Origin of the sequence: Vibrio echinoideorum (assembly GCF_024347455.1) — a bacterium.
Classification (GTDB): Bacteria; Pseudomonadota; Gammaproteobacteria; order Enterobacterales; family Vibrionaceae; genus Vibrio; species Vibrio echinoideorum.
Genome location: NZ_AP025483.1, coordinates 2982426 through 3004089, shown reverse-complemented (window position 1 = coordinate 3004089; position 21664 = coordinate 2982426). Strand labels below are relative to the sequence as shown.

The following is a 21664-nucleotide window of genomic DNA, read 5'->3' as shown; positions in this document are numbered from 1 at the left end:
GTTATTGTGCATTTATGGATAAAGTTGTTCTATAAAAAAGGATCCAATAACGGATCCTTTTAATAGTAACTAACTTAGCGGTAAAGGAAACCTATACGTCTAAATAGTCCAAGATCCCTTCTGCGGCTTTACGGCCTTCATCAATGGCCGTAACCACTAAATCAGAACCTCGCACGGCATCGCCACCTGCAAAGATCTTACTGTTGGTGGTTTGGTATTGAAACTCTTGTTTGCCGGGAGCCTTGATGCGTCCCCATTGATCGAGTTCAACACCAAATGGTTCTAACCATTCCATTGCATGAGGTTGGAAACCAAACGCCATGATTACCGCATCGGCTTCAAGAACATGCTCACTGCCTTCAACGGGTTCTGGACGACGACGACCTGCGTTATCGGGTTCACCTAGAGCTGTTTTCACCACTTTTACACCAGTTACGTGTCCGGATGAGTTGATTTCTAGTCCTAATGGTTGAAGGTTGAACATGAATTTCACACCTTCTTCTTTAGCATTCTTCACTTCACGGCGAGAACCCGGCATGTTGGCTTCATCTCGGCGATAAGCACAAACAACATTGGCAGCATGCTGACGAATTGAGGTTCTAACACAGTCCATCGCAGTATCACCGCCGCCAAGCACGACAACTTTTTTACCCTGCATGTCGATATATGGAGTTGGGTTATCGAGGCTCATTACTTTGTAAGTATTCGATACTAAGAAAGGCAAGGCATCGTAAACACCTGGCGCGTCTTCATTATCTAACCCTGCACGCATGTTTTTATAGGTACCAACGCCCAAGAAAACGGCATCGTAGTCATCAACTAACTGTTGAAGCTGAACATCTTTACCGACTTCAGTATTCATTTGGAACTCAACGCCCATGTCGCTAAAGATACGGCGACGGTTTTCCATGATGCCTTTTTCAAGCTTGAATGACGGAATACCAAAGGTAAGTAGGCCCCCGATCTCAGGGTAACGATCAAACACCACGGCTTTTACGCCATTGCGTACTAAAATATCTGCCGCGGCAAGGCCTGCAGGGCCAGCACCAATGATAGCGACTTTTTTATCAGTCCACTCTACATTAGACATGTCCGGCTTCCAGCCCATTTCAAAGGCTTTGTCGGTAATGTATTTTTCAATGTTACCTATCGTTACTGCGCCAAAGTCATCATTAAGGGTACAAGAGCCTTCGCACAGTCGGTCTTGAGGACAAACGCGGCCACATACTTCTGGCAAGCTGTTGGTTTGATGAGCAAGTTCAGCTGCTTCGATAATGCGCCCCTCATTGGCGAGCTTTAGCCATTGAGGAATATAGTTATGAACAGGGCACTTCCATTCACAGTAAGGGTTACCACAGTCTAAACAACGGTCAGCCTGTGCTTTGGCTTGTTGTTTAGTGAAAGGTTCGTAGATTTCTACGAACTCAATCTTACGTATTTTGATTGGTTTCTTCGCTGGATCTACGCGATTCACATCAATAAATTGGTATACATTCTGGCTCATTATTGGCTCCTTCCAATTATTGCGCTTGAACACGAAGTTCAGCAGAACTGCGGCTTTGGTGGCCGAGCAAGGTATTGAGATCTGCCGTCTTAGGCTTCACTAGGTAGAACTTCGGAATCCATTCATCGAAGTTCGCCAGAATAGCCTCAGCGTGCACTGAACCAGTCTCTTCTAAGTGCTCCGCAATCAAGCCGCGCAGGTGTTCTTGATGGATAAATAAGTCAGATAACGAAAGTGCTTCGACCGATTCGTTGTTCACACGGCCTTGGAAGTCTTCATTCTTATCCATGACATAGGCAAAGCCACCCGTCATGCCCGCACCAAAGTTAACTCCGGTTGCGCCAAGAATGGCAACGATACCGCCAGTCATGTATTCACAGGCGTTGTCACCTGCGCCTTCAATCACGGCAACAGTACCTGAGTTACGCACACCAAATCGTTCGCCTGCGGTACCCGCTGCAAATAGTTTGCCTCCAGTCGCACCATATAAGCAGGTGTTACCAATGATGGTCGCCTCGTTACAAATAAAGGCTGTGCCTTGGTGAGGTTTGATAACCACCTTACCGCCCGCCATGCCTTTGCCGACATAGTCATTGGCATCACCCGTTAGATACAGCTCTACGCCGCCAGCGTTCCAAACCGCAAAGGATTGGCCTGCTGTACCATCGAGATACAACTTAATGGGTGAGCCTGCCATGCCTTGGTTACCGTAACGTTTGGCAATTTCACCAGAGATACGAGCACCAATCGAGCGATCGGTGTTGATCACGTTGTAGTAAAGGCTGGTGGATTGACGTTTTTCAATTGCCTCGAGTGCGTCATCAAGGATCTGTTGGTTGAGCTGAGCCTTATCAAACGGTGCGTTTGGCTCTGTCCAAAACAGTGGGTGCCCTTCTGGAGATACCGGAGCTTCCAATATCGAAGAGAGATCGAGCTTGCTCTGTTTCGCAGTGAGGCCTTGAACGGCTTCAAGCAAATCAGTACGGCCAATCAGGTCAGTGAGTTTTTCTACGCCAAGCTCTGCAAGGTATTGGCGAACCTCATCGGCTAGGCCGGTAAAGTAGTTCACCACCATGTCTGGTAGGCCTTTGAAGTATTCACGACGAAGAGTTTCATCTTGAGTAGCAACACCTGTTGCACAGTTATTTAGGTGACAAATTCTCAAGAATTTACAACCCATTGCAACCATCGGAGCAGTGCCAAAGCCAAAGCTTTCAGCGCCTAAAATCGCGCCTTTGATAACATCGAGGCCAGTTTTCAAGCCTCCATCAACTTGTAAGCGAATCTTATGACGAAGCCCGTTGGCGACTAGTGCTTGTTGAGTTTCGGCTAAGCCAAGTTCCCAAGGGCAACCTGCGTATTTTACTGAGGTTAGTGGGCTGGCTGCGGTACCGCCGTCGTAACCTGAAATGGTGATCAGGTCGGCATAAGCTTTCGCTACACCCGTTGCAATGGTACCAACGCCTGGCTCTGACACTAACTTAACTGAAATTAATGCCTTAGGGTTGACTTGTTTAAGGTCGAAAATTAGCTGCGCTAGATCCTCGATAGAGTAGATATCGTGGTGTGGAGGAGGGGAGATCAGTGTTACCCCTTGCACTGAGTATCTTAGTTTAGCTATTTCTGCGGTGACTTTATGTCCCGGCAGTTGACCGCCTTCGCCCGGCTTCGCACCTTGAGCGACTTTGATTTGCAGAACATCCGCATTGGTTAAGTAATGTGGCGTCACACCAAAACGACCGGAAGCTATCTGCTTGATACGAGAATTACGATCAGTACCAAAGCGTCTTGGATCTTCACCACCTTCACCAGAGTTGGAGTAGCCACCTAAACGGTTCATCGCCATGGCCAGTGCTTCATGAGCTTCAGGGCTCAAGGCACCAATCGACATGGCCGCTGAGTCGAAGCGTTTAAACAGATCGCTATTAGGCTCTACTTGCTCTAGCGGCAGAGGCTGGTCGGCTTTTTTGAGGCTCATTAAGTCGCGTAACATCGCTGCTGGTCTGGCATTCACTTGCTTAGCAAAGGATAGATAATCCGATGTTTCACCTGTTTTAACGGCAGTTTGTAGCGTGCCAACAACGTCTGGGTTATAGGCATGATATTCGCCGCCATGGACGTATTTAAGTAAACCGCCATGTTCAATTGGTTTACGTTTGGTCCATGCCTTACGAGATAAATTATAGATATCTTGTTGGAAATCGCTAAAGCTAGCGCCTTGAATACGAGTAGTAACGCCCCGGAAACAGAGCTCAACTACATCACTATGTAGGCCAACGGCTTCAAACAACTGCGAACAGCGATAAGAGGCAATCGTTGAGATGCCCATCTTCGACATGATCTTATACAGACCTTTGTTGATGCCGTTTCGGTAATTTTGCATTGCTGTGCGGTAGTCTTTATCCAAAGAACCATCATCCAACATTTTACCTAGCGCTTCATAAGCAAGATATGGATAAACTGCCGTTACACCGAAGCCAAGTAGCACTGCGAATTGGTGCGGATCACGAGCGGTTGCTGTTTCAACCACAATATTGGCATCACAACGTAGGTTGGTGTCTGCAAGCCTAATCTGTACGGCACCGACTGCCATCGCTGCTGGTATTGGGAGCTTACCTTTCTCTAAACCTTTGTCCGATAGTACAATCAGAACGGCGCCTTCACGCACCTCTTGCTCTGCACGATCACACAAGGCTTTTATCGCTTGTTCGAGATCTTGATGACTCGGGTCATAGTGCATGCTGAGCATGACGTGACGATAATGCTTTTGATTCAATTGAAGAAGCTGCTGCATATCTGAATAAAGCAGAACTGGAGAATCAAATGTCACGCGGTAGGCGTGGCCGTCTGTCTCACAGAATACGTTCATCTCTTGACCAATACTGGTCGCCAGAGACATAACGTGTTTTTCACGCAGTGGGTCAATCGGTGGGTTGGTTACCTGAGCAAACTTTTGACGGAAATAATCGGTGATTAGGCGCTCTTTAGAAGACAGTACCGCCATTGGCGTATCATCGCCCATTGAGCCGACGGCTTCTTGTCCCATATCACCAAGTACACGCAGTACTTGGTCCGACTCTTCGTTGCTCATCGCAAACTGTTTTTGGTAGGTCTTGAGCGTGTCATCGTCAAAGCTGCGCTTACCGACTTGATCATCTGGTAACTCGGAAAATGGTGTTAATTTGTGAACGTTCTTATCCATCCACTCTTTATATGGGTGACGGCCTTTAAGATCATTGTCGATCTCGTTCGATTGCCACAGTTTACCGCGGCGAGTATCAATAACGAGCAGTTCGCCCGGTCCCACTCGACCTTTTTCGGCAACTTCATCAGGTGCATAGTTCCAAATACCGACTTCAGATGCCAAGGTAATTAGGTTGTCTTTCGTTATGACATAACGCGCTGGACGCAAGCCGTTCCTATCTAGATTACACGCCGCGTAACGACCATCAGAGAGAACGATACCGGCAGGGCCATCCCACGGTTCCATATGTTTGGAGTTGAAGTCGTAGAAAGCGCGCAGCTCTGGATCCATGTCTGGGTGATTTTGCCAAGCAGGCGGCACGAGCATACGCATCGCTCGGAATACATCCATACCCCCGGCAAGGAACAGGTCGAGCATGTTATCTAGGCTTGATGAATCTGAGCCTGTCTCATTCACAAAGGGTGCGGCCGTTTGTAAATCGGGCAGCAGTGGTGAAGAGAATTTATAGGCACGAGCTTTAGCCCACTGACGGTTACCTTCGATGGTATTGATCTCACCATTGTGCGCCAAATAGCGGAATGGTTGAGCCAGTGGCCAACGCGGCTGAGTATTGGTTGAGAAGCGCTGGTGGAACAGGCATATCGCCGATTCCATACGTAAGTCAGCAAGATCGAGGTAAAATCGCGGAAGATCGGCCGGCATACACAAGCCTTTGTAAACCATGACTTGTGTCGAAAGGCTACAAATATAGAAATCTTTGTCTTCGGTGATCTGTTTTTCAATTCGACGACGAGCGATGTAAAGGCGTCGTTCAATATCGCGTTCACGCCAACCTGCGGGTGCCGAGATAAACACTTGCTGAATATTGGGAACGGAATCTTTTGCGATTGGACCTAGCACATCTGTGTTGGTCGGCACTTCACGCCAACCAGCAATAGTTAAGGTTTCTTGAGCGAGCTCTTTATTGACGATGTCTTGAGCAGATTGTGCTTTGATTGGATCTTGGCTGAAGAAAATCATGCCGACAGCGTATTGCTTACCGAGATTGAAGTTATTTTCTTCTGCAATAATTCTGAGGTATGAGTCTGGTTTCTGTAGTAATAAACCACAGCCATCTCCGGTTTTACCATCCGCAGCGATACCACCACGGTGTGTCATACGATCGAGGGCTGAAATAGCAGTTCGTACCAACTTATGACTAGGTTGGCCTTCCATTTGCGCTATTAAACCAAATCCACAGTTGTCTTTTTCAAGACTAGGATCATATAGAGCCATTGCAATTCTCCCTTTTGCTTCTCTGTCATCCAGACAGTAAATGACTAACTATTCATATACTTGTTATTTTTCTAGCTAGTTAAACGTTATTGGTAGTGTTAACAAAACCCAGTGGTTTTATTTTCATCAGCTTTACAACGTATAGCTAATTGTGTTTAAGGTCAAGTTCGTGGTTAATTATCATGCGTAAACGCGATTAACCACGTAATAATCTAGAATAGTAGTGTTATATCAAAGGGATACAAAGTTGATTGTTAACGTGATTTAACAAACCTTGTAAAGGCAAGGAAAGTGACAGATAGAAAAAAGGCTAGCATCGAGTGCTAGCCAAATATAAAAGTTAGGAAGGGTGTTGCTTTTTCCCTAAGCTAACGTCAGTGACGTTAGCCCGAGAAATATTATGCGGAAAGCATGAGTGAATCAGCTTTCGCTTCTAAGTTTGAGTTACCCATTAAGAAGTCATCAATAGCAATTGCACATTCACGACCTTCGTTAATACAACGCACAACCAGAGATTGACCAGTACGCATATCACCTGCAGCGAAAACGCCTTTCTGGTTGGTTGCGTAGCCTTGAGAAGCAACGTTACCGCGCTCGTCCAGTTTAATATCTAGTTGAGCAAGCACGCCAGTTGGTTCTGGGTGTAAGAAGCCCATTGCTAGGAACGCCATATCACAAGGAATAACGCGTTCAGAGTTAGCCACTTCATCAAAACCCGGACGTTCACCTGGTTTCGCATCTTGCCAAACAATGTCAGCAATGCGAAGTCCGGTTACATTACCGTTATCGTCAGAGATGAACTCTTTAGTCAAGATGTTCCAATGACGCTCACAACCTTCTTCGTGAGAGGTAGTGGTCTTCATGATCATTGGGTACTGAGGCCAAGGCATATTCACAGGGCGCTGCTCTGGTGGGATCGGCATGATCTCAACCTGAGTAATGCTTGCTGCTTTATGACGGTTTGATGTACCAACACAGTCAGAACCAGTATCACCGCCACCGATAACCACAATGTGCTTATCTTTAGCGTGAAGCTCTTCTGTTTTTAGATCTAGGTCGTTGGCACGGCGGTTGTTTTGACCAAGGAACTCCATGGCAAAATGAACGCCTTTAAGCTCACGACCTGGGATTGGCAAGTCACGTGGGACAGTAGAACCACCAGTGAGCAGGACCACATCAAACTCTTGACGTAGCTGTTGAGCGTTAACATCAACACCAATGTGTTGGTTTACTTTAAACTCAACACCCGCTTCAGCCATTAAGTTGATCTTACGATCAATTACGTCCATACCCAGTTTGAAATCTGGGATACCAAAACGCAGCAGACCACCGACTTTTTCGTCACGTTCAAATACCGTTACTGAGTGACCCGCGCTGTTTAGCTGCTCAGCTGCGGCTAGGCCAGCAGGGCCTGACCCGATAACTGCTACAGATTTACCTGTGCGAGAGCGAGGCGTTTTCGGTTTTGCGTACCCTTCACGGTACGCAGTTTCAACAATCGTTTTCTCGATATTACAAATAGTGATTGGATCTTGGTTGATACCCAGAACACACGCACTTTCACAAGGAGCAGGGCACACGCGACCCGTAAACTCAGGGAAGTTATTGGTAGAACTTAGAATGTTCCAAGCTTCTTCCCAGCTGTCACGATAAACCGCATCATTGAATTCTGGGATGATGTTACCAATCGGACAGCCGTTGTGACAGAAAGGTACGCCACAGTCCATACAACGAGATGCTTGAGTATTGATCTTTTCACCAAACTCTTCGTTAAGTACGAACTCTTTGTTATCTTCGATACGAACAGATGGGTCGAGCTTCTTTGGAAGCTCACGACCGTGTTCTAAAAATCCAGTAGGCTTACCCATTATACTGCCTCCACTTCTTCCGTTTGTGCCTGTTGTGCTTCAGCTTTACGCTTTTCAAGAACCGCTTTGTAGTCACGTGGCATTACTTTAGCGAGTGATGCAACGCTTGCTTCAAAGTTGTCTAGGAAAGACTGAGCAACTTCACTTCCTGTGAATTCAACATGCTTCGTTAGCATATCGAGTAGAAGATCTTTATCTTCTTGTTCAATTGGATCGATGTCTACAAGCTCTGCGTTTAGCTTAGTTTCGAAATCGCCTGCTTTATCCCAAACATAAGCGACACCGCCACTCATACCTGCAGCAAAGTTACGACCTGTTGAACCTAGGATAATGGCAACACCGCCAGTCATGTATTCACAACCGTGGTCACCAACACCTTCAACAACAACCTTCGCACCAGAGTTACGAACACAGAAACGTTCGCCAGCCATACCGCGAATGAAAGATTCACCAGAAGTTGCGCCGTAGAAACAGACGTTACCAACCACGATGTTATCTTCAGCAACGATAGAAGATCTCGCGTCTGGGTACAGTACTAAAGTACCGCCAGACAGACCTTTACCCCAGTAATCGTTCGCGTCACCTTCAACTTCGAACTTCACGCCTTTCGCAAGGAATGCACCGAAAGATTGGCCTGCACTACCGTGGAACTTAACGTTCATTGGTTGTGGTAAACCTTGGTCTTTGTAAACTTTAGATATTTCGTTCGACAGCATCGTACCCGCTGAACGGTCCGTGTTGATGATAGGGAACTGAGCGGTAACCGCTTCACCTTTCTCAAGCGCTGGGATTGCAGCCTGAATCAACTTACGGTCTAGAACGTCCTCAAGATTATGATTCTGTGTTGTCTGGTTGTAGATACCATCTTCTGCACGAGCCTGCTCAATGTGCAGTACCGGTGTTAGATCTAGGTTCTTGTACTTCCAGTGACCGATGTCATCACGAACTTTAAGTTTGTGCGATTGACCAACCATCTCATCGATAGAGCGGAAGCCAAGTTCAGCCATGACTTCACGTAGACCTTCAGCCATGTATTGGAAGAACGTTACTACGTCTTCTACGCGGCCGTCGAAACGCTCACGAAGAGTTTTGTTCTGTGTTGCGATACCAACAGGGCAGGTATTCTTGTGACACTTACGCATCATGATACAGCCTTCAACAACTAGAGCAGCTGTTGCTACGCCCCATTCTTCAGCGCCAAGTAACGTTGCAACTGCAAGGTCACGTGGTGTTTTCATCTGACCATCAGACTGAACAACGATACGGTTACGTAGGCCGTTTTTCAGTAGTGTTTGGTGCGTTTCAGCTAGACCCAGCTCCCAAGGCAGACCAGTGTGACGGATAGAAGACATCGGAGATGCCCCCGTACCACCATCAAAACCTGCAATAAGTACCACGTCAGCTTTCGCTTTTGCTACACCCGATGCAATCGTACCTACACCTGCTTCCGATACTAGCTTCACATTTACACGGCCATTACGGTTCGCGTTTTTCAGATCGTAGATTAGCTGAGCCAAATCTTCGATTGAGTAGATATCGTGGTGTGGCGGTGGCGAAATAAGACCTACGCCCGGAGTCGAGTGACGCGTTGCGCCAATCCAATCATCTACCTTATCACCAGGTAGTTGACCGCCTTCACCAGGTTTCGCACCTTGAGCCATCTTGATTTGAAGCTCATCAGCGTTAGATAGGTAGTAAGACGTTACACCAAAGCGGCCAGAAGCCACCTGTTTGATTGCTGAACGTTCCCAGTCGCCGTTTTCTTTGCGTTCGAAACGTGCTGGATCTTCACCACCTTCACCTGAGTTCGACTTCGCGCCAATGCGGTTCATTGCAACAGCGAGTGTTGAGTGAGCCTCATGCGAGATAGAGCCAAAGCTCATTGCACCAGTAGCAAAACGCTTAAGGATTTTTTCGATTGGTTCTACTTCAGCTAAAGGAACTGAACCCGCTGGATTCTTGATGAAATCAAGTTGGCTACGTAGCGTTGCTGCGTTGTCGCCTTGGTCATCGACTGCTTTAGCGTATTTCTTGAATTGGCCGTAATCTTTGTTACGCGTCGACTCTTGAAGTAGAGAAATGGTTTCTGGGTTAAATAAGTGTTTCTCACCACGTTGTTTCCACTGGTAAACACCGCCAACATCAAGGATCTGAGCTGGGATTTCACGAGCAGGGTAACCAACACGGTGGCGAACCAGTACTTCTCGTGCGATATCATCGATCGTTAGACCTTGGATACGAGAAACAGTACCCGTGAAGTATTTTTCAACCACTGATTTGCTCACACCAAGTGCTTCAAAGATTTGTGCACCGTGGTAAGACTGCAGCGTAGAGATCCCCATCTTAGAGAAGATCTTCAGTAGACCGCCGTTCACACCTTTACGGTAGTTATCGAATAACTCACGTGGGTGTACGTTTGGATCTAGCTTTTTAGTACGTTGCAGTTCAACAATCGTTTCGATAACTAGGTATGGGTTAACTGCGTTCGCACCGTAACCGATAAGCGTTGCAAAGTGGTGAGTTTCACGAGCATCGCCCGTTTCAACTACGATGTCACACTTAGCTCGTAAGCCCTTGCGGATTAGATGGTGGTGAACTGCGCCAACAGCCAGCATTGCTGGGATAGCGGCGTGGTTTGAGTTAACCGCACGGTCAGTCAGTAGAATGATAGAGTAGCCGTCAATCACTGCATCTTCAGCGTATTGGCAGATACGTTTAAGTGCGCGCTCTAACTTACCTTGGTCTCCGTTCGCTTGGAATACGATATCCAGCGTCTTCGACTGAAGGTGCTCATTATCGATTGCACGCAGTTTTTCTAGCTCAGAGTTAGAAAGAACAGGAGACTCAAGTTCCACTTTTTGACAGTGTTCAGGTGTTTCAGCAAGTAGGTTCTGATCTTTACCTAGGTAAGTATTCAGAGACATAACCATACGCTCACGAATCGGGTCGATCGGCGGGTTAGTTACTTGTGCAAACAGCTGTTTGAAGTAGTTTGAAAGGTGCTGCGATTGATGAGAAAGAATCGCGAGCGGCCAGTCAGCACCCATTGCAGAAAGTGGCTCGTAGCCTGTTTTTGCAAGAGGGAGAATGATTTCGTTTACTTCTTCAGAGCTCACACCAAACGATTGTTGTTTGTGTAGCAGTTTCTCTGGAGAAGGTTGGTTAAACTCGTTGCTCGCATCTGGTAGCTTTTTCAGGCTCAGAAGATTCTCTTCAACCCATTTCTCGTAGGGTTGAGATTTAGCGATACCGTCTTTCACTTCTTCATCAGAAATGATGCGGCCTTGCTCAAGGTCAGCAACGAAGATACGACCAGGCTGCAGACGACCACGGTATTCAACGTTTTCTGGTGCGATTTCTACTACGCCAGACTCAGACGCCATTACTAGGAAGTCGTCTTTTGTCACTGTGTAGCGAGAAGGGCGTAGACCGTTACGGTCAAGTGTTGCACCAACTTGAACACCATCGGTGAAACATACTGATGCCGGGCCATCCCATGGTTCCATTACGTTCGCGTGGTACTGGTAGAACGCACGACGAGTTGGATCCATGTTTTTGTTTTCTTGCCATGCTTCAGGGATCATCATCATCAATGCATGCGGCAGAGTACGACCTGAAAGAACAAGTAGCTCAAGCGCCATATCGAAGTTTGATGAATCCGAACTACCTTCCTGACAGATAGGAAGCAGCATGTCGATTTCAGCTTGTGTGAAGAGATCCGATTCAAGGATCGCTTCACGCGCTTTCATCCAGTTTAAGTTACCGCGAACCGTATTAATTTCGCCATTGTGCGCGATGTAACGGAAAGGCTGAGCTAGACGCCAACGTGGGAATGTATTGGTAGAGAAGCGAGAGTGTACTAGTGCTAGAGCTGTCACCATGGTTGGGTTTTGCAGATCTAGGAAGTACTGAGGAACTTGTTCTGTTGTTAGCTGACCTTTGTACACTAATGTCTTGTAAGACATAGAGTTGATGTAGAAGTCATCACCAATGTTTGACACGCTTTCTAGGCATACACGAACAGTGTAGTTACGTAGAACATACAGTTTTCGCTCAAGCTCTTCTGGTGTAATACCAGGGCCGCCAGAGATAAAGACGTGTTCAAATTGAGGTTCAGTGCTTAGTGGGTCAGCACCAATCATTGAATTGTCAGTTGGAAGTTCACGGTAACCGATAACTTCTAACTCTAGGCGCTGTGCATTGCGTTCTAAAATGTCACGACACTGTGCACGTTTGTGTTCATCTTTAGGGAAAAGTACAACACCAACACCATATTTTTCAAAAGATGGCAGTTTAATTCCAAGCTTAACGGCTTCTTCTAGTAAGAATTCGTGAGGCTTCTGTAGCAGGATACCTGCACCATCACCAGAACACGGATCGCAGCCTTGGCCGCCACGGTGTTCCATACGTGCAAGCATATCGAGTGCTTGAGTTACTACATCATGAGATTTGCGATTCTTAAGATGAGCAACAAAACCGATACCACAAGCGTCATGCTCCAATTCAGGAGTATACAGACCCTGTGAGTTCTGCTCTTGATCTACCATAGATACATCCTTCCAGTTAAATCTAGGCGCAACTTATTTGTATAAAGTCAGCCTTGTCCTTTTATATTTATGGGTCTAAACCTGCCTATGCTGGCGGTTTGAATCCTTTCCGTATCTCGCAGGAAAAGTATTGCGAGAAAAACAATCCTTAGTGATATCCGTTTATTTTTAACCACAAACTAGTGGTTTATATAGGTGGGATATGGGTATCACCGACTTATTAACAAGTTTTCGTTGTAAGTAAATACTCAAAAACAGCCAATATGTGTAAGTATCCTACAATTTTGTCTAGGCGAATTGCAATGAAAGTTGACCCATGTAGACCATTTTTTTCGTTTTATTTTGAATTTAATGCCCAACAAATGTGCAACATTAGGCAAATAGAGCCGATTTTTTGCATGTTTATTGATATTTGATAGGTTGCTCGCAAAAAGCCTTGCGTAAACTAATTGGTCGAATTTTGCAGGGATGTAATTTTTTTTCAAAAAAAGACTGATATTCATTCTTATTTACTGAGCACTTTGAAAATATGCAATTACACGAGTTGGTTAATACTATCGGCCAAGATCTTCAGCGTCGTTACGGTGAGAAGGTTCATAAGCTGACACTTCATGGTGGTTTTAGCTGCCCAAATAGAGACGGAACGATAGGTCGGGGTGGATGTACCTTTTGTAATGTCGCTTCATTTTCCGACGAACAAACTCAAATTCAAAGTATTGCTGATCAGTTAAAAGATCGCGCGAGCGAAGAAGTATCTCGCCTATTTTCAGGCGTACACCAGCACCTATGCTGAAGTACAAGTGCTTAAAAATATGTATGAAGAGGCGCTTAAAGCACCAGGTGCCGATATCGTAGGTCTTTGTGTTGGGACAAGGCCAGACTGCGTACCGGACTCAGTATTAGAACTTTTAGCGGGTTACGTTGAGCAAGGCTATGAGATTTGGCTTGAACTTGGTTTGCAAACAGCCAATGACAACACTCTGAAACGGATTAATCGTGGTCATGATTTTACGGTGTATGAAACGATCACTCAGCGCGCACGAGCTTTAGGTATCAAAGTGTGTACGCATCTTATTGTCGGCCTGCCAAAAGAAACCAAAGCCGATAATCTTGAAACGTTAGACAAGGTGTTAGCCGTTGGCACTGATGGTATCAAGCTTCACGGCCTTCATATTGTTGAGGGTAGTACCATGGCTAAAGCTTGGAAAGCTGGCAAACTCGAAGCTCCGACTTTGGAAGAGTACATTGATATCGCCAGTGAAATCATACAGAGTACGCCAGCGAATGTGGTTTACCATCGTGTCTCTTCAGCCGCTCGTCGCCCGACTCTTCTTTCTCCGTTATGGTGTGAAAACCGCTGGTTAGCGATGACAGAAATTGGTCGTGCGCTTGATAAAACCGGTGCGCAAGGTATTAAAACAGGTACGGCTTTCGAGTACACATTACCTGTACTAAATAGCGCTAATCTATAGAAATAGGTGAAAGTCGGTAACAGCAGATAAAACCAACAAATAGTGGTAACATTTCCCTCACAGATTTTATGGTATAGATTGAGAGTTAATGGAACTGGTAATGACTTGGTTGTGGGACAAGGCGTATGGCTACGGTATTTATATCGTGATCGTATTGCTGATTGCTCTCATCTGCTGGCATCTTTCTTCACGTTATCAGTCGCATATTGAAAAACTTTTACTCTCTACTCCATCGCCACTGTACTTTGTTGATGTACGAAGTGGTGAAATTTTGTATGCCAATCTCCAAGCCATGCAATTACTCGGTATCCGCCAGATTGGCGTTAACTTTCGCTTCCCTACCGTGGAGAGTGAGAACAGCTTTCGCCACTACCTAACTAATCACATTCATTCTCGATCGTTTGAGCAGATCTCATTTTGGGCACTTTCTGAATTTGATTCTTTTAAGATCAATTTGGTGGGTCGTAAGATCCACTTTAGAAACAAAAGAGCTTGGATGATTCATGCCTCGCCCTACAAAAACACTAACGATGAACTGTCCCAAGAAGTTCGTGAACTTAATATCGCTCGCACGGCTTTGGATTCTTTATCTGAGCTTATCTATGTAAAAGATCAAAAAGGTGAATTGGTTGCGAGTAATCGTTCATTTAAAAAGTTTTGGCATGGTCGCCCAGATGAAGGCACCTTGAGTGTTTCTGGTGGGGTATTAAAAGGTCGTGTGAGTGAACGGTCGTGGACCACAGATCAAGACGGCAAGGGTTGCCTTCTTGAAACCTATCAAAGTGTTCTACTCTCCCAAGATGGAGGAACGATTGGCACGCTGTCGATCAGTCACGATGTGACGGATTGGCATGACATGCAGCAAAAACTGCGTGGTGAAATGGAAAAGCGAAAAGATACCGAAGTCGCCCTTGCACAACGAGACACCATTTTACAAAACATCTTAGAAGCTAGCCCTGACTCCATTGGTATCTTTAACGAAAATATGGTTTACCAAGCGTGTAATAAGCCATTTGTGGCGGCTCTTGGTATATCGGAAGTCAGTGACTTAGTCGGTAAACGCTTACAAGATGTGGTGCCAAATAGCATTTATATGCGCATTTCGAAGACCGATGACCAAGTACTTCATCAAGGTAAATCGCTACGTTATATCGACAAAGTGGTTTCGAGTGATGGAGAGTTTACTTGGTATGACGTAGTCAAATCACCCTTTAGAGATCCGGCTTCGAGCACCAATGGTGTGTTGATCATGGCTCGAGATATCACCGAGCGCTATTTAGCTGAACAGAAGCTTGAAGAGGCTAACCTTGAGCTTGAGCGCCTCAGTTTTATGGATAGCTTAACTCAGGTGTCTAACCGACGTCGTTTTGATGAGCAGTTGTCGACATTGTGGCATTACCATGTGCGCGAAAAATTGCCATTGACGATCATGTTATGCGATATCGATTTCTTTAAAGGGTATAACGACTTTTATGGACACCAGCAAGGTGATGACGCGCTAATTCAAGTTTCACAAGCATTCAAACAAGTACTCAGTCGTTCATCGGATTGTGTGGCTCGTTATGGTGGGGAAGAGTTCGGCTTTATTCTGCCAAATACGACAACGGATGGCGCATTGTTGGTCGCAAAGCGCATTCATGAAGAAGTCCATAAGTTAGCGCTTATACATGAAGAGTCCACGGTCTCTGAATTCATCACTGTAAGTATTGGAATCATCTCTTATATTCCGACGCCTGATGACGAAATGGAGTCAGCGGTTGCCATGGCAGACAGCGCACTCTATCAAGCTAAATCAGATGGCCGAAATCGTTCGATGGTTCATCCTTCTTCAATCAACTAACTCTATAAAGTCTTTGATTTGGTTAATCTATCTGTTTTTGCTGGATTAACATTATATTGATTGGTTAACGCTATATTGACTGGTTAACCATGATATTGCTGCGGATCTCTTGCTGCGTGTGATGTAGCTAGCTTACCTCCCATCTTCAAACAGGGTAGAATGTTGCTAGTCTTATCGCATGGAGCGCTAAATGAAACCCATGAAAAATCTCGCTCAGTATTACGTGGATCTACTCGTAAAACTGGGGATTGTCCGCTTTTCTATCTTACTCGCCTTAGCGCTTGTTGCCCTCGCTGTTGTTGTGCAAGTTGGTATTACCCTCGCACTCAAAGGTAATGTTGATGATATCGACATTGTCCGCTCTGTTTTCTTCGGTTTAGTGATTACACCTTGGGCGGTTTATTTCTTGTCAGTGGTTGTTGACCAACTGGAAGAGTCTCGTCAAAGGTTGGCGAAGCTAGTGTCTAAGCTTGGCGATATGCGTGAACGAGACCAAGAGCTCAATAATAAATTACAGCTTAATATCGAGAAGCTTAATCAAGAAATTGAAGAGCGTGAAAAAGCCGAAGAAGCGCGTGCTGAAGCGATGCATGATCTCGAGAATGAAGTATTCCAACGTGAACGAACTCAGCTTGAATTGGCTGAGCGTACTGCGCTGCTGCGCTCGTTTATCGACGCCTCTCCCGACCTTATTTACTATCGCAACGAAGATGGTGTGTTCTCTGGATGTAACCGTGCGGTAGAAGAACTCACTGGCAAGACAGAAAAAGATCTGGTTGGTTTAACGCCTTGGGATGTTTATAGCAAAGAGATTGCTCAACAGGTTGTTGAAACTGATAAGAAAGTGTTTGCTGATAATCAAGCTCTGACCTACGACCAATGGCTAGAATATCCTGATGGCCGTAAGAGCTACTTCGAACTGCGCAAGGTGCCTTTCTACAGTAAAGATGGCCGTCACTTGGGCTTAGTGGGCTTCGGCCGTGATATTACGGAACGCAAAGAACACCAAGAGTCGTTAGAGAAAGCCAGTCGTGATAAGACCACCTTTATCTCAACCATTAGTCACGAATTAAGAACCCCACTCAACGGTATTATCGGCCTGAGTCGTATGTTGTTGGATAGTCAATTGACGACCGAGCAGCGTAAGCAGATGCAAACTATCAAGGTTAGTGCCGTGACATTAGGTAATATCTTTAACGATATTATCGATATGGATAAGTTTGATCGTCGCAAGCTAGAGTTATTCCCAACCCCGATTAACTTTGAAGATTTCGTTGTCGAGATTGAGAGTATTTCGGCATTGATGGCAGAACAAAAAGGGTTGAGATTTGATCTAGAAAGATTGTCCGATCTGCCTGCTTCAGTTGAAGTTGATGGCACTCGACTTAGACAGGTGCTGTGGAATCTCGTCAGTAACGCAATGAAATTCACCAAAGATGGTGGTGTGGTAATGACGGTCAGCGCGGATATTGATGGTGATTTTGCTAACATCACGATGGAAGTTGAGGATACCGGGATTGGTATCCCTGAAAGTGAAATCGAGAAGATCTTTGCGATGTACTACCAAGTGAAATCGGGAACGGACAACCTACATGCTGTCGGTACCGGGATCGGCCTTGCGGTTTCCCAACAGTTGATCAACATGATGGAAGGCGATATTGATGTGACCAGTGAAGAAGGTTTTGGTAGCACCTTTACGGTTTCTATTCGCGTGCCGGTGAATCACGATACTCAAGCTCTGATCAAAACCCCGAGAAAGCAGTCGAACCTTAAGATTTTCATGGTGGAAGATATTGAACTCAATATCACGGTAGCTCGCTCATTGCTTGAAAGCTTAGGCCACGAAGTGACGGTGGTGATGACAGGTAAAGAGGCGCAAATCGTCTTTAATCCAAAAGACTATGATTTGGTGCTGTTGGATATCCAACTACCAGACATGACAGGTTTCGACATCGCTCAGTATTACCGAGAAAAATACAGTAAATTGCCACCTTTGGTAGCATTGACTGCGAATGTTTTAAATAACAAACAAGAGTATTTTCAGAAAGGTATGGACGAGGCGATCAGCAAGCCGCTATCGGTTCGTGCCATTCAAGACGTAATCAGCGAGCTTATTGAGGATGCGCCAGAGGTTAATGAGAAATCCGGGGGCATTAATACGGTAAAGGATGTTGAGAAAGTCGCAGGTGTTGAGAAAGTCATAGGTGCTGAGAAAGTAACAGCGAGTAAGCCCGTTCTTTCTTCGGTTGATACCACTCTGCTTGATGTTGATATGCTAGAGTCTTATGTTGACATTGTTGGGCCGAAACCGGTTTTGGATAGCATCGTGATGTTTGAAAATATGATGCCGGAATATATGGAAATCTTGAACTCCAACATGGTCGCGAAAGATCAAGACAGTATCGTTTCTGAAGCGCATAAGATTAAGGGCGCAGCAGGTTCAATTGGCTTGAAGCGCATACAGCAAGTCGCTCAGAAAGCTCAATCTCCCGATATGCCAGCGTGGTGGGAAAACATTTCGGATTGGGTCGATGAAATTAATAATGAATACCAAAATGACATTGAAGTCTTAAAGAGTTGGTTAAATCAAAGGTAGAAGAATAATGAAAAAATTAGCATTCGCCGCATGCGTAGTGGCATTAGCAGGTTGTTCTGCACCACAAGTGGAATGGCAACAAGATAATCAAGTAGAAGTCTCTGCAGCGACAGTCACAATGAAAAGCAACCTTTGGTTGAACAAGATGCCAACGATTGGAGAGGCTCAAGATAAGACGCTGCACGGTTCTATCTACCTAGAGTCAGACTCACAACTACCAGCAACGCTTGCTGTCGAGAGTGTCACGGTTAAGCAAGGTGCGGATACTTTGTTGGTGACTGCGGACGATCTTGATTTGAGAACACACAGTGAAACTCAGTGGGAAGTCGCTTTTGTATGGCAGCTAGAAATCGATAGTGAAAAACCGGTCGATGTAGCGGTTGAGCTTAAAGATGGTGAAACGGTGAAGTGGCTGGTGGAGAAAGACGTTAAGGTTGATACGGTCTACTAAACCCTACCTATCAATGAACAATAAAAAAGGGAGAATGCGTTGGCATTCTCCCTTTTTAATAACAATTGATTATGCTTCGATTCCTAGAAGTACTAACTAACTGTTTAGAACTTCTAGCTGTTTAGAACTTCTAGCTGTTTAGAAGTGCTAACTGGTTAGAAGAACTAACTGGTTAGAAGAACTAAAAGGCCAGAAGCGCTAATCGAATTAGTCTTCTAGGTCACCACAAAAGCGGTAGCCTTCACCGTGAATCGTTGCAATGATTTCTGGAGTACCAGAAACAGATTCAAAGTGCTTACGAATACGACGGATTGTTACGTCTACAGTACGATCGTGTGGCTTAAGCTCACGACCTGTCATCTTCTTAAGAAGATCTGCACGTGTTTGGATCTTACCTGGGTTCTCACAGAAGTGAAGTAGAGCTCGGAACTCTGAACGAGGCAGTTTGTAGCCTTCGCCATCTGGGCTAACCAGAGAACGACTGTTGATATCTAGAACCCAACCGTTGAACTCGTACTTCTCAACGCTGCGCTTTTCTTCTTGAACAGAGCTAGTGCTCATTGAACGGTTCAGAAGGTTGCGTGCACGGATAGTCAGTTCACGTGGGTTGAAAGGCTTCGTGATGTAGTCATCAGCGCCAATCTCAAGGCCAAGGATCTTATCAACTTCGTTATCACGACCAGTTAAGAACATTAGCGCTACGTTTGCTTGCTCACGTAGTTCACGCGCAAGTAGTAGGCCATTCTTACCTGGAAGGTTGATGTCCATAATTACAAGGTTAACTTGGTTGTCAGATAGCACTTGGTGCATCTCTTCACCGTCGCTAGCCTCAAAAACAGCATATCCCTCTGCTTCAAAAATACTCTTTAGAGTGTTACGAGTTACTTGCTCATCTTCAACGATCAGAATCTGCGGGGTTTGCATTTGGCGGTACCTAAATTTGTGACGAAACTGTGCTAATAGAATAAATTCTAGGCAAAAACATAACATACAGGTAATGTAATTTTGATGATAACTTAAAGTTTTCAAAAAAACACTTACTTCCAGCTATCTGCCTTCCTTGAAGTATTGCCCAATAACGTAGATCCAGTACGCCTTTTAATCATTCTTTTAGTGATTGAAGAGGATTCTATAATGTTAACAGCATGCTAACAATGCGAGAATGTTAATTCCATTCACTTTGTTGATTTACATCAATTGCCGGATCGCAACAAACTTTAATAGTATGGCTACAACTTAACCAATGTTATGGTGATTATTTAGCAGCAAAACAAGAATGATTATTCGAGATGATTCTCATATCTCACCTGCTAAAGACAAGAATATGAACCAAGGAAGCTGAAAGCTGTCCTTAGAGTCTAGTAGATAAATATGCTCAATCAACTTTTTATTATTATTAGATTGAGCATAGAACAATGAAAACAAAGGATTAATTTTAATAACATATAAAAGCATAGAGGTACGCCTGACTTAACAGGTAACGCCTACTCACGGAGGATATATGCACGATATAACACCCGACTTGTGTGATGAGTTTGAAAGCAAAGTCACATTACTGAACCTACCATTACAGAACTTCGGCCAACGTGGTGCGTTCTGGGGAAAAATTGTAACAGTTCGTTGTTATCACGATAATTCCAAGGTTCGCGAGGTTTTAGAGACCGATGGGCAGGGTAAAGTGCTTGTCGTAGACGGTAATGGCTCGTGCCAGAAAGCGCTTCTTGGCGATCAACTTGCAATTGTAGCGATAGAAAATGGTTGGGAAGGCGTTATTGTGAACGGTGCCGTGCGTGATGTCGCTATGATGGCTCAAATGGATCTTGGCGTGCAGGCGCTGGGTGCATCACCATTCAAAACAGAGAAACGTGGTGTGGGCCAGGTTAATGTCACTCTTTCTGTCCATAATCAGCTGATTCAACCTGGTGATTACATTTATGCTGATTGGAATGGCGTATTAATTTCACCTGAATTGTTAATTGAGTCTTAACAGGTTTAAGTACAAGTCTGTTGGACTTATTTGACTGGGGAATGGTTTGTTACGTGTAGAGCTAAGAGCTAAGAGCTAAGAGCTAAGAGCTAAGAGCTAAAGGCAAAGCCATGAAGTAATAAGTGACAACCAGACTCGATTAAAATCGAAACCCTAATCCCACTTCAACACCTTGCTGCCACTCTTCATAATCAAGGGTGGCATGCAAATCCAAATTATCGGTAAGCTGCACTCGGCTTGAAACTTCCGCTGCTACTGACTTCTCGTTGTCTTCTTCTTCGTCTTTATAGGTATGCAGAGAACTGTTAAAAGAGATCCTTTCTGAAAATTGATAACTGACACCACTCAAAAATCCACTTTCATATTTGAGGGAATCGCTGTTGATACGTGTACCGACATAAAGATCAACATCAGCGAATAAGCTATAAGCGTAACCACTGTCAACTTTCCAAGTATCGAAGCTTTCACTTGACGCATTCTGCGTTGAGATGAAAAATTTATGAGATGAACGATCTATTTGACCGGGAAGTAGGGGTAAGTTGTTTAGCAAAGGCAAACTATTCGCTGAACAAACGACAGGCATAGCAAAGGCTAAAAGAATAAGTAATCTCTTCACTTCCCACTCCTGATGTCATTATTATTGTTCTACGAACGTTATCGTTCAATTAAAGCACAGAATTTGTATACTTGCCGCACAATCGATATGGCATTTTGTTATAGAGGTATATGCAACTTATGATTTTTGGGCGTTAGCATATTGAATCCCTTTGTTACGTTGGAGGTTGTTATAGGACGTTTTGTCACTGAAATGGCGGTTTGCTCTGAAAAATGATGCGAATGTAAAAAAAACGCAACTTTTCATTGACGCCTAGTGGTAAAAATTGATACACGTAGAGTAAAGCACAAGCAGAGAATTTGA

General features: G+C 45.0%; 11 protein-coding genes and 1 pseudogene. 5 read left to right on the top strand and 7 right to left on the bottom strand.

Annotated features, from left to right (window positions below; genetic code table 11):
- Positions 1 to 91: 91 nt before the first annotated feature.
- The 4 genes from OCV36_RS13525 to gltB (OCV36_RS13510) all read right to left on the bottom strand — a co-directional run bounded on the left by OCV36_RS13525 (position 92) and on the right by gltB (OCV36_RS13510) (position 12399).
- On the bottom strand, positions 92 to 1504 hold the full coding sequence (locus tag OCV36_RS13525) for an FAD-dependent oxidoreductase (RefSeq protein ID WP_029224738.1): 1413 nt from the start codon (positions 1502 to 1504) through the stop codon (positions 92 to 94).
- A 16-nt stretch (positions 1505 to 1520) separates the two neighbouring features.
- A complete protein-coding gene (gltB, locus tag OCV36_RS13520) occupies positions 1521 to 5984 on the bottom strand; it encodes a glutamate synthase large subunit (protein ID WP_135456248.1) in 4464 nt (1487 codons plus the stop codon).
- Between the two features lie 398 nt (positions 5985 to 6382).
- On the bottom strand, positions 6383 to 7852 hold the full coding sequence (locus tag OCV36_RS13515) for a glutamate synthase subunit beta (protein WP_017072840.1): 1470 nt from the start codon (positions 7850 to 7852) through the stop codon (positions 6383 to 6385).
- Positions 7852 to 12399, bottom strand: coding sequence for a glutamate synthase large subunit (gene gltB, locus OCV36_RS13510; protein ID WP_135456250.1), 4548 nt, complete (start codon positions 12397 to 12399; stop codon positions 7852 to 7854). Before gltB (OCV36_RS13510) ends, OCV36_RS13515 begins: the two co-directional genes overlap by 1 nt.
- 529 nt (positions 12400 to 12928) lie before the next feature.
- Here gltB (OCV36_RS13510) and OCV36_RS13505 point away from each other — a divergent pair.
- The 4 genes and pseudogenes from OCV36_RS13505 to OCV36_RS13490 all read left to right on the top strand — a co-directional run bounded on the left by OCV36_RS13505 (position 12929) and on the right by OCV36_RS13490 (position 18758).
- Positions 12929 to 13871 (top strand): annotated as a pseudogene (locus OCV36_RS13505) (TIGR01212 family radical SAM protein).
- An 88-nt stretch (positions 13872 to 13959) separates the two neighbouring features.
- Entirely contained in the window at positions 13960 to 15711 is a 1752-nt protein-coding gene (locus OCV36_RS13500; RefSeq protein ID WP_135456252.1) for a diguanylate cyclase, read from the top strand.
- A 190-nt stretch (positions 15712 to 15901) separates the two neighbouring features.
- Complete coding sequence (gene arcB / locus OCV36_RS13495) at positions 15902 to 18307, top strand: aerobic respiration two-component sensor histidine kinase ArcB (RefSeq protein ID WP_135456254.1); 2406 nt, start codon at positions 15902 to 15904, stop codon at positions 18305 to 18307.
- 7 nt (positions 18308 to 18314) lie between these two features.
- The gene (locus OCV36_RS13490; protein WP_017072845.1) at positions 18315 to 18758 is read left to right on the top strand and encodes a hypothetical protein; all 444 of its coding nucleotides are present in this window, start codon (positions 18315 to 18317) and stop codon (positions 18756 to 18758) included.
- Between the two features lie 207 nt (positions 18759 to 18965).
- Here OCV36_RS13490 and arcA read toward each other — a convergent pair whose 3' ends face one another.
- The gene (gene arcA / locus OCV36_RS13485; RefSeq protein ID WP_004741534.1) at positions 18966 to 19682 is read right to left on the bottom strand and encodes a two-component system response regulator ArcA; all 717 of its coding nucleotides are present in this window, start codon (positions 19680 to 19682) and stop codon (positions 18966 to 18968) included.
- A 372-nt stretch (positions 19683 to 20054) separates the two neighbouring features.
- The gene (locus tag OCV36_RS13480; RefSeq protein WP_135456256.1) at positions 20055 to 20213 is read right to left on the bottom strand and encodes a ribonuclease activity regulator protein RraA; all 159 of its coding nucleotides are present in this window, start codon (positions 20211 to 20213) and stop codon (positions 20055 to 20057) included.
- A 46-nt stretch (positions 20214 to 20259) separates the two neighbouring features.
- Here OCV36_RS13480 and OCV36_RS13475 point away from each other — a divergent pair, with 46 nt between their 5' ends.
- Positions 20260 to 20745 (top strand): putative 4-hydroxy-4-methyl-2-oxoglutarate aldolase, encoded by a 486-nt coding sequence (locus OCV36_RS13475; protein WP_017072847.1) that lies wholly within the window; start codon positions 20260 to 20262, stop codon positions 20743 to 20745.
- Positions 20746 to 20884: 139 nt separating this feature from the next.
- On the opposite strand, the gene OCV36_RS13470 is transcribed toward OCV36_RS13475, so the two are convergent.
- Entirely contained in the window at positions 20885 to 21361 is a 477-nt protein-coding gene (locus tag OCV36_RS13470) for a DUF7840 domain-containing protein (protein WP_135456258.1), read from the bottom strand.
- Positions 21362 to 21664: the final 303 nt, after the last annotated feature.

Bases quoted from the DNA above. Each gene is read 5' to 3' on its own strand.
- OCV36_RS13525 (WP_029224738.1), bottom strand. From the start codon at position 1,504: ATGAGCCAGAATGTATACCAATTTATTGATGTGAATCGCGTAGATCCA.
- gltB (WP_135456248.1), bottom strand. From the start codon at position 5,984: ATGGCTCTATATGATCCTAGTCTTGAAAAAGACAACTGTGGATTTGGT.
- OCV36_RS13515 (WP_017072840.1), bottom strand. From the start codon at position 7,852: ATGGGTAAGCCTACTGGATTTTTAGAACACGGTCGTGAGCTTCCAAAG.
- gltB (WP_135456250.1), bottom strand. From the start codon at position 12,399: ATGGTAGATCAAGAGCAGAACTCACAGGGTCTGTATACTCCTGAATTG.
- OCV36_RS13500 (WP_135456252.1), top strand. From the start codon at position 13,960: ATGGAACTGGTAATGACTTGGTTGTGGGACAAGGCGTATGGCTACGGT.
- arcB (WP_135456254.1), top strand. From the start codon at position 15,902: ATGAAACCCATGAAAAATCTCGCTCAGTATTACGTGGATCTACTCGTA.
- OCV36_RS13490 (WP_017072845.1), top strand. From the start codon at position 18,315: ATGAAAAAATTAGCATTCGCCGCATGCGTAGTGGCATTAGCAGGTTGT.
- arcA (WP_004741534.1), bottom strand. From the start codon at position 19,682: ATGCAAACCCCGCAGATTCTGATCGTTGAAGATGAGCAAGTAACTCGT.
- OCV36_RS13480 (WP_135456256.1), bottom strand. From the start codon at position 20,213: ATGCTTTTATATGTTATTAAAATTAATCCTTTGTTTTCATTGTTCTAT.
- OCV36_RS13475 (WP_017072847.1), top strand. From the start codon at position 20,260: ATGCACGATATAACACCCGACTTGTGTGATGAGTTTGAAAGCAAAGTC.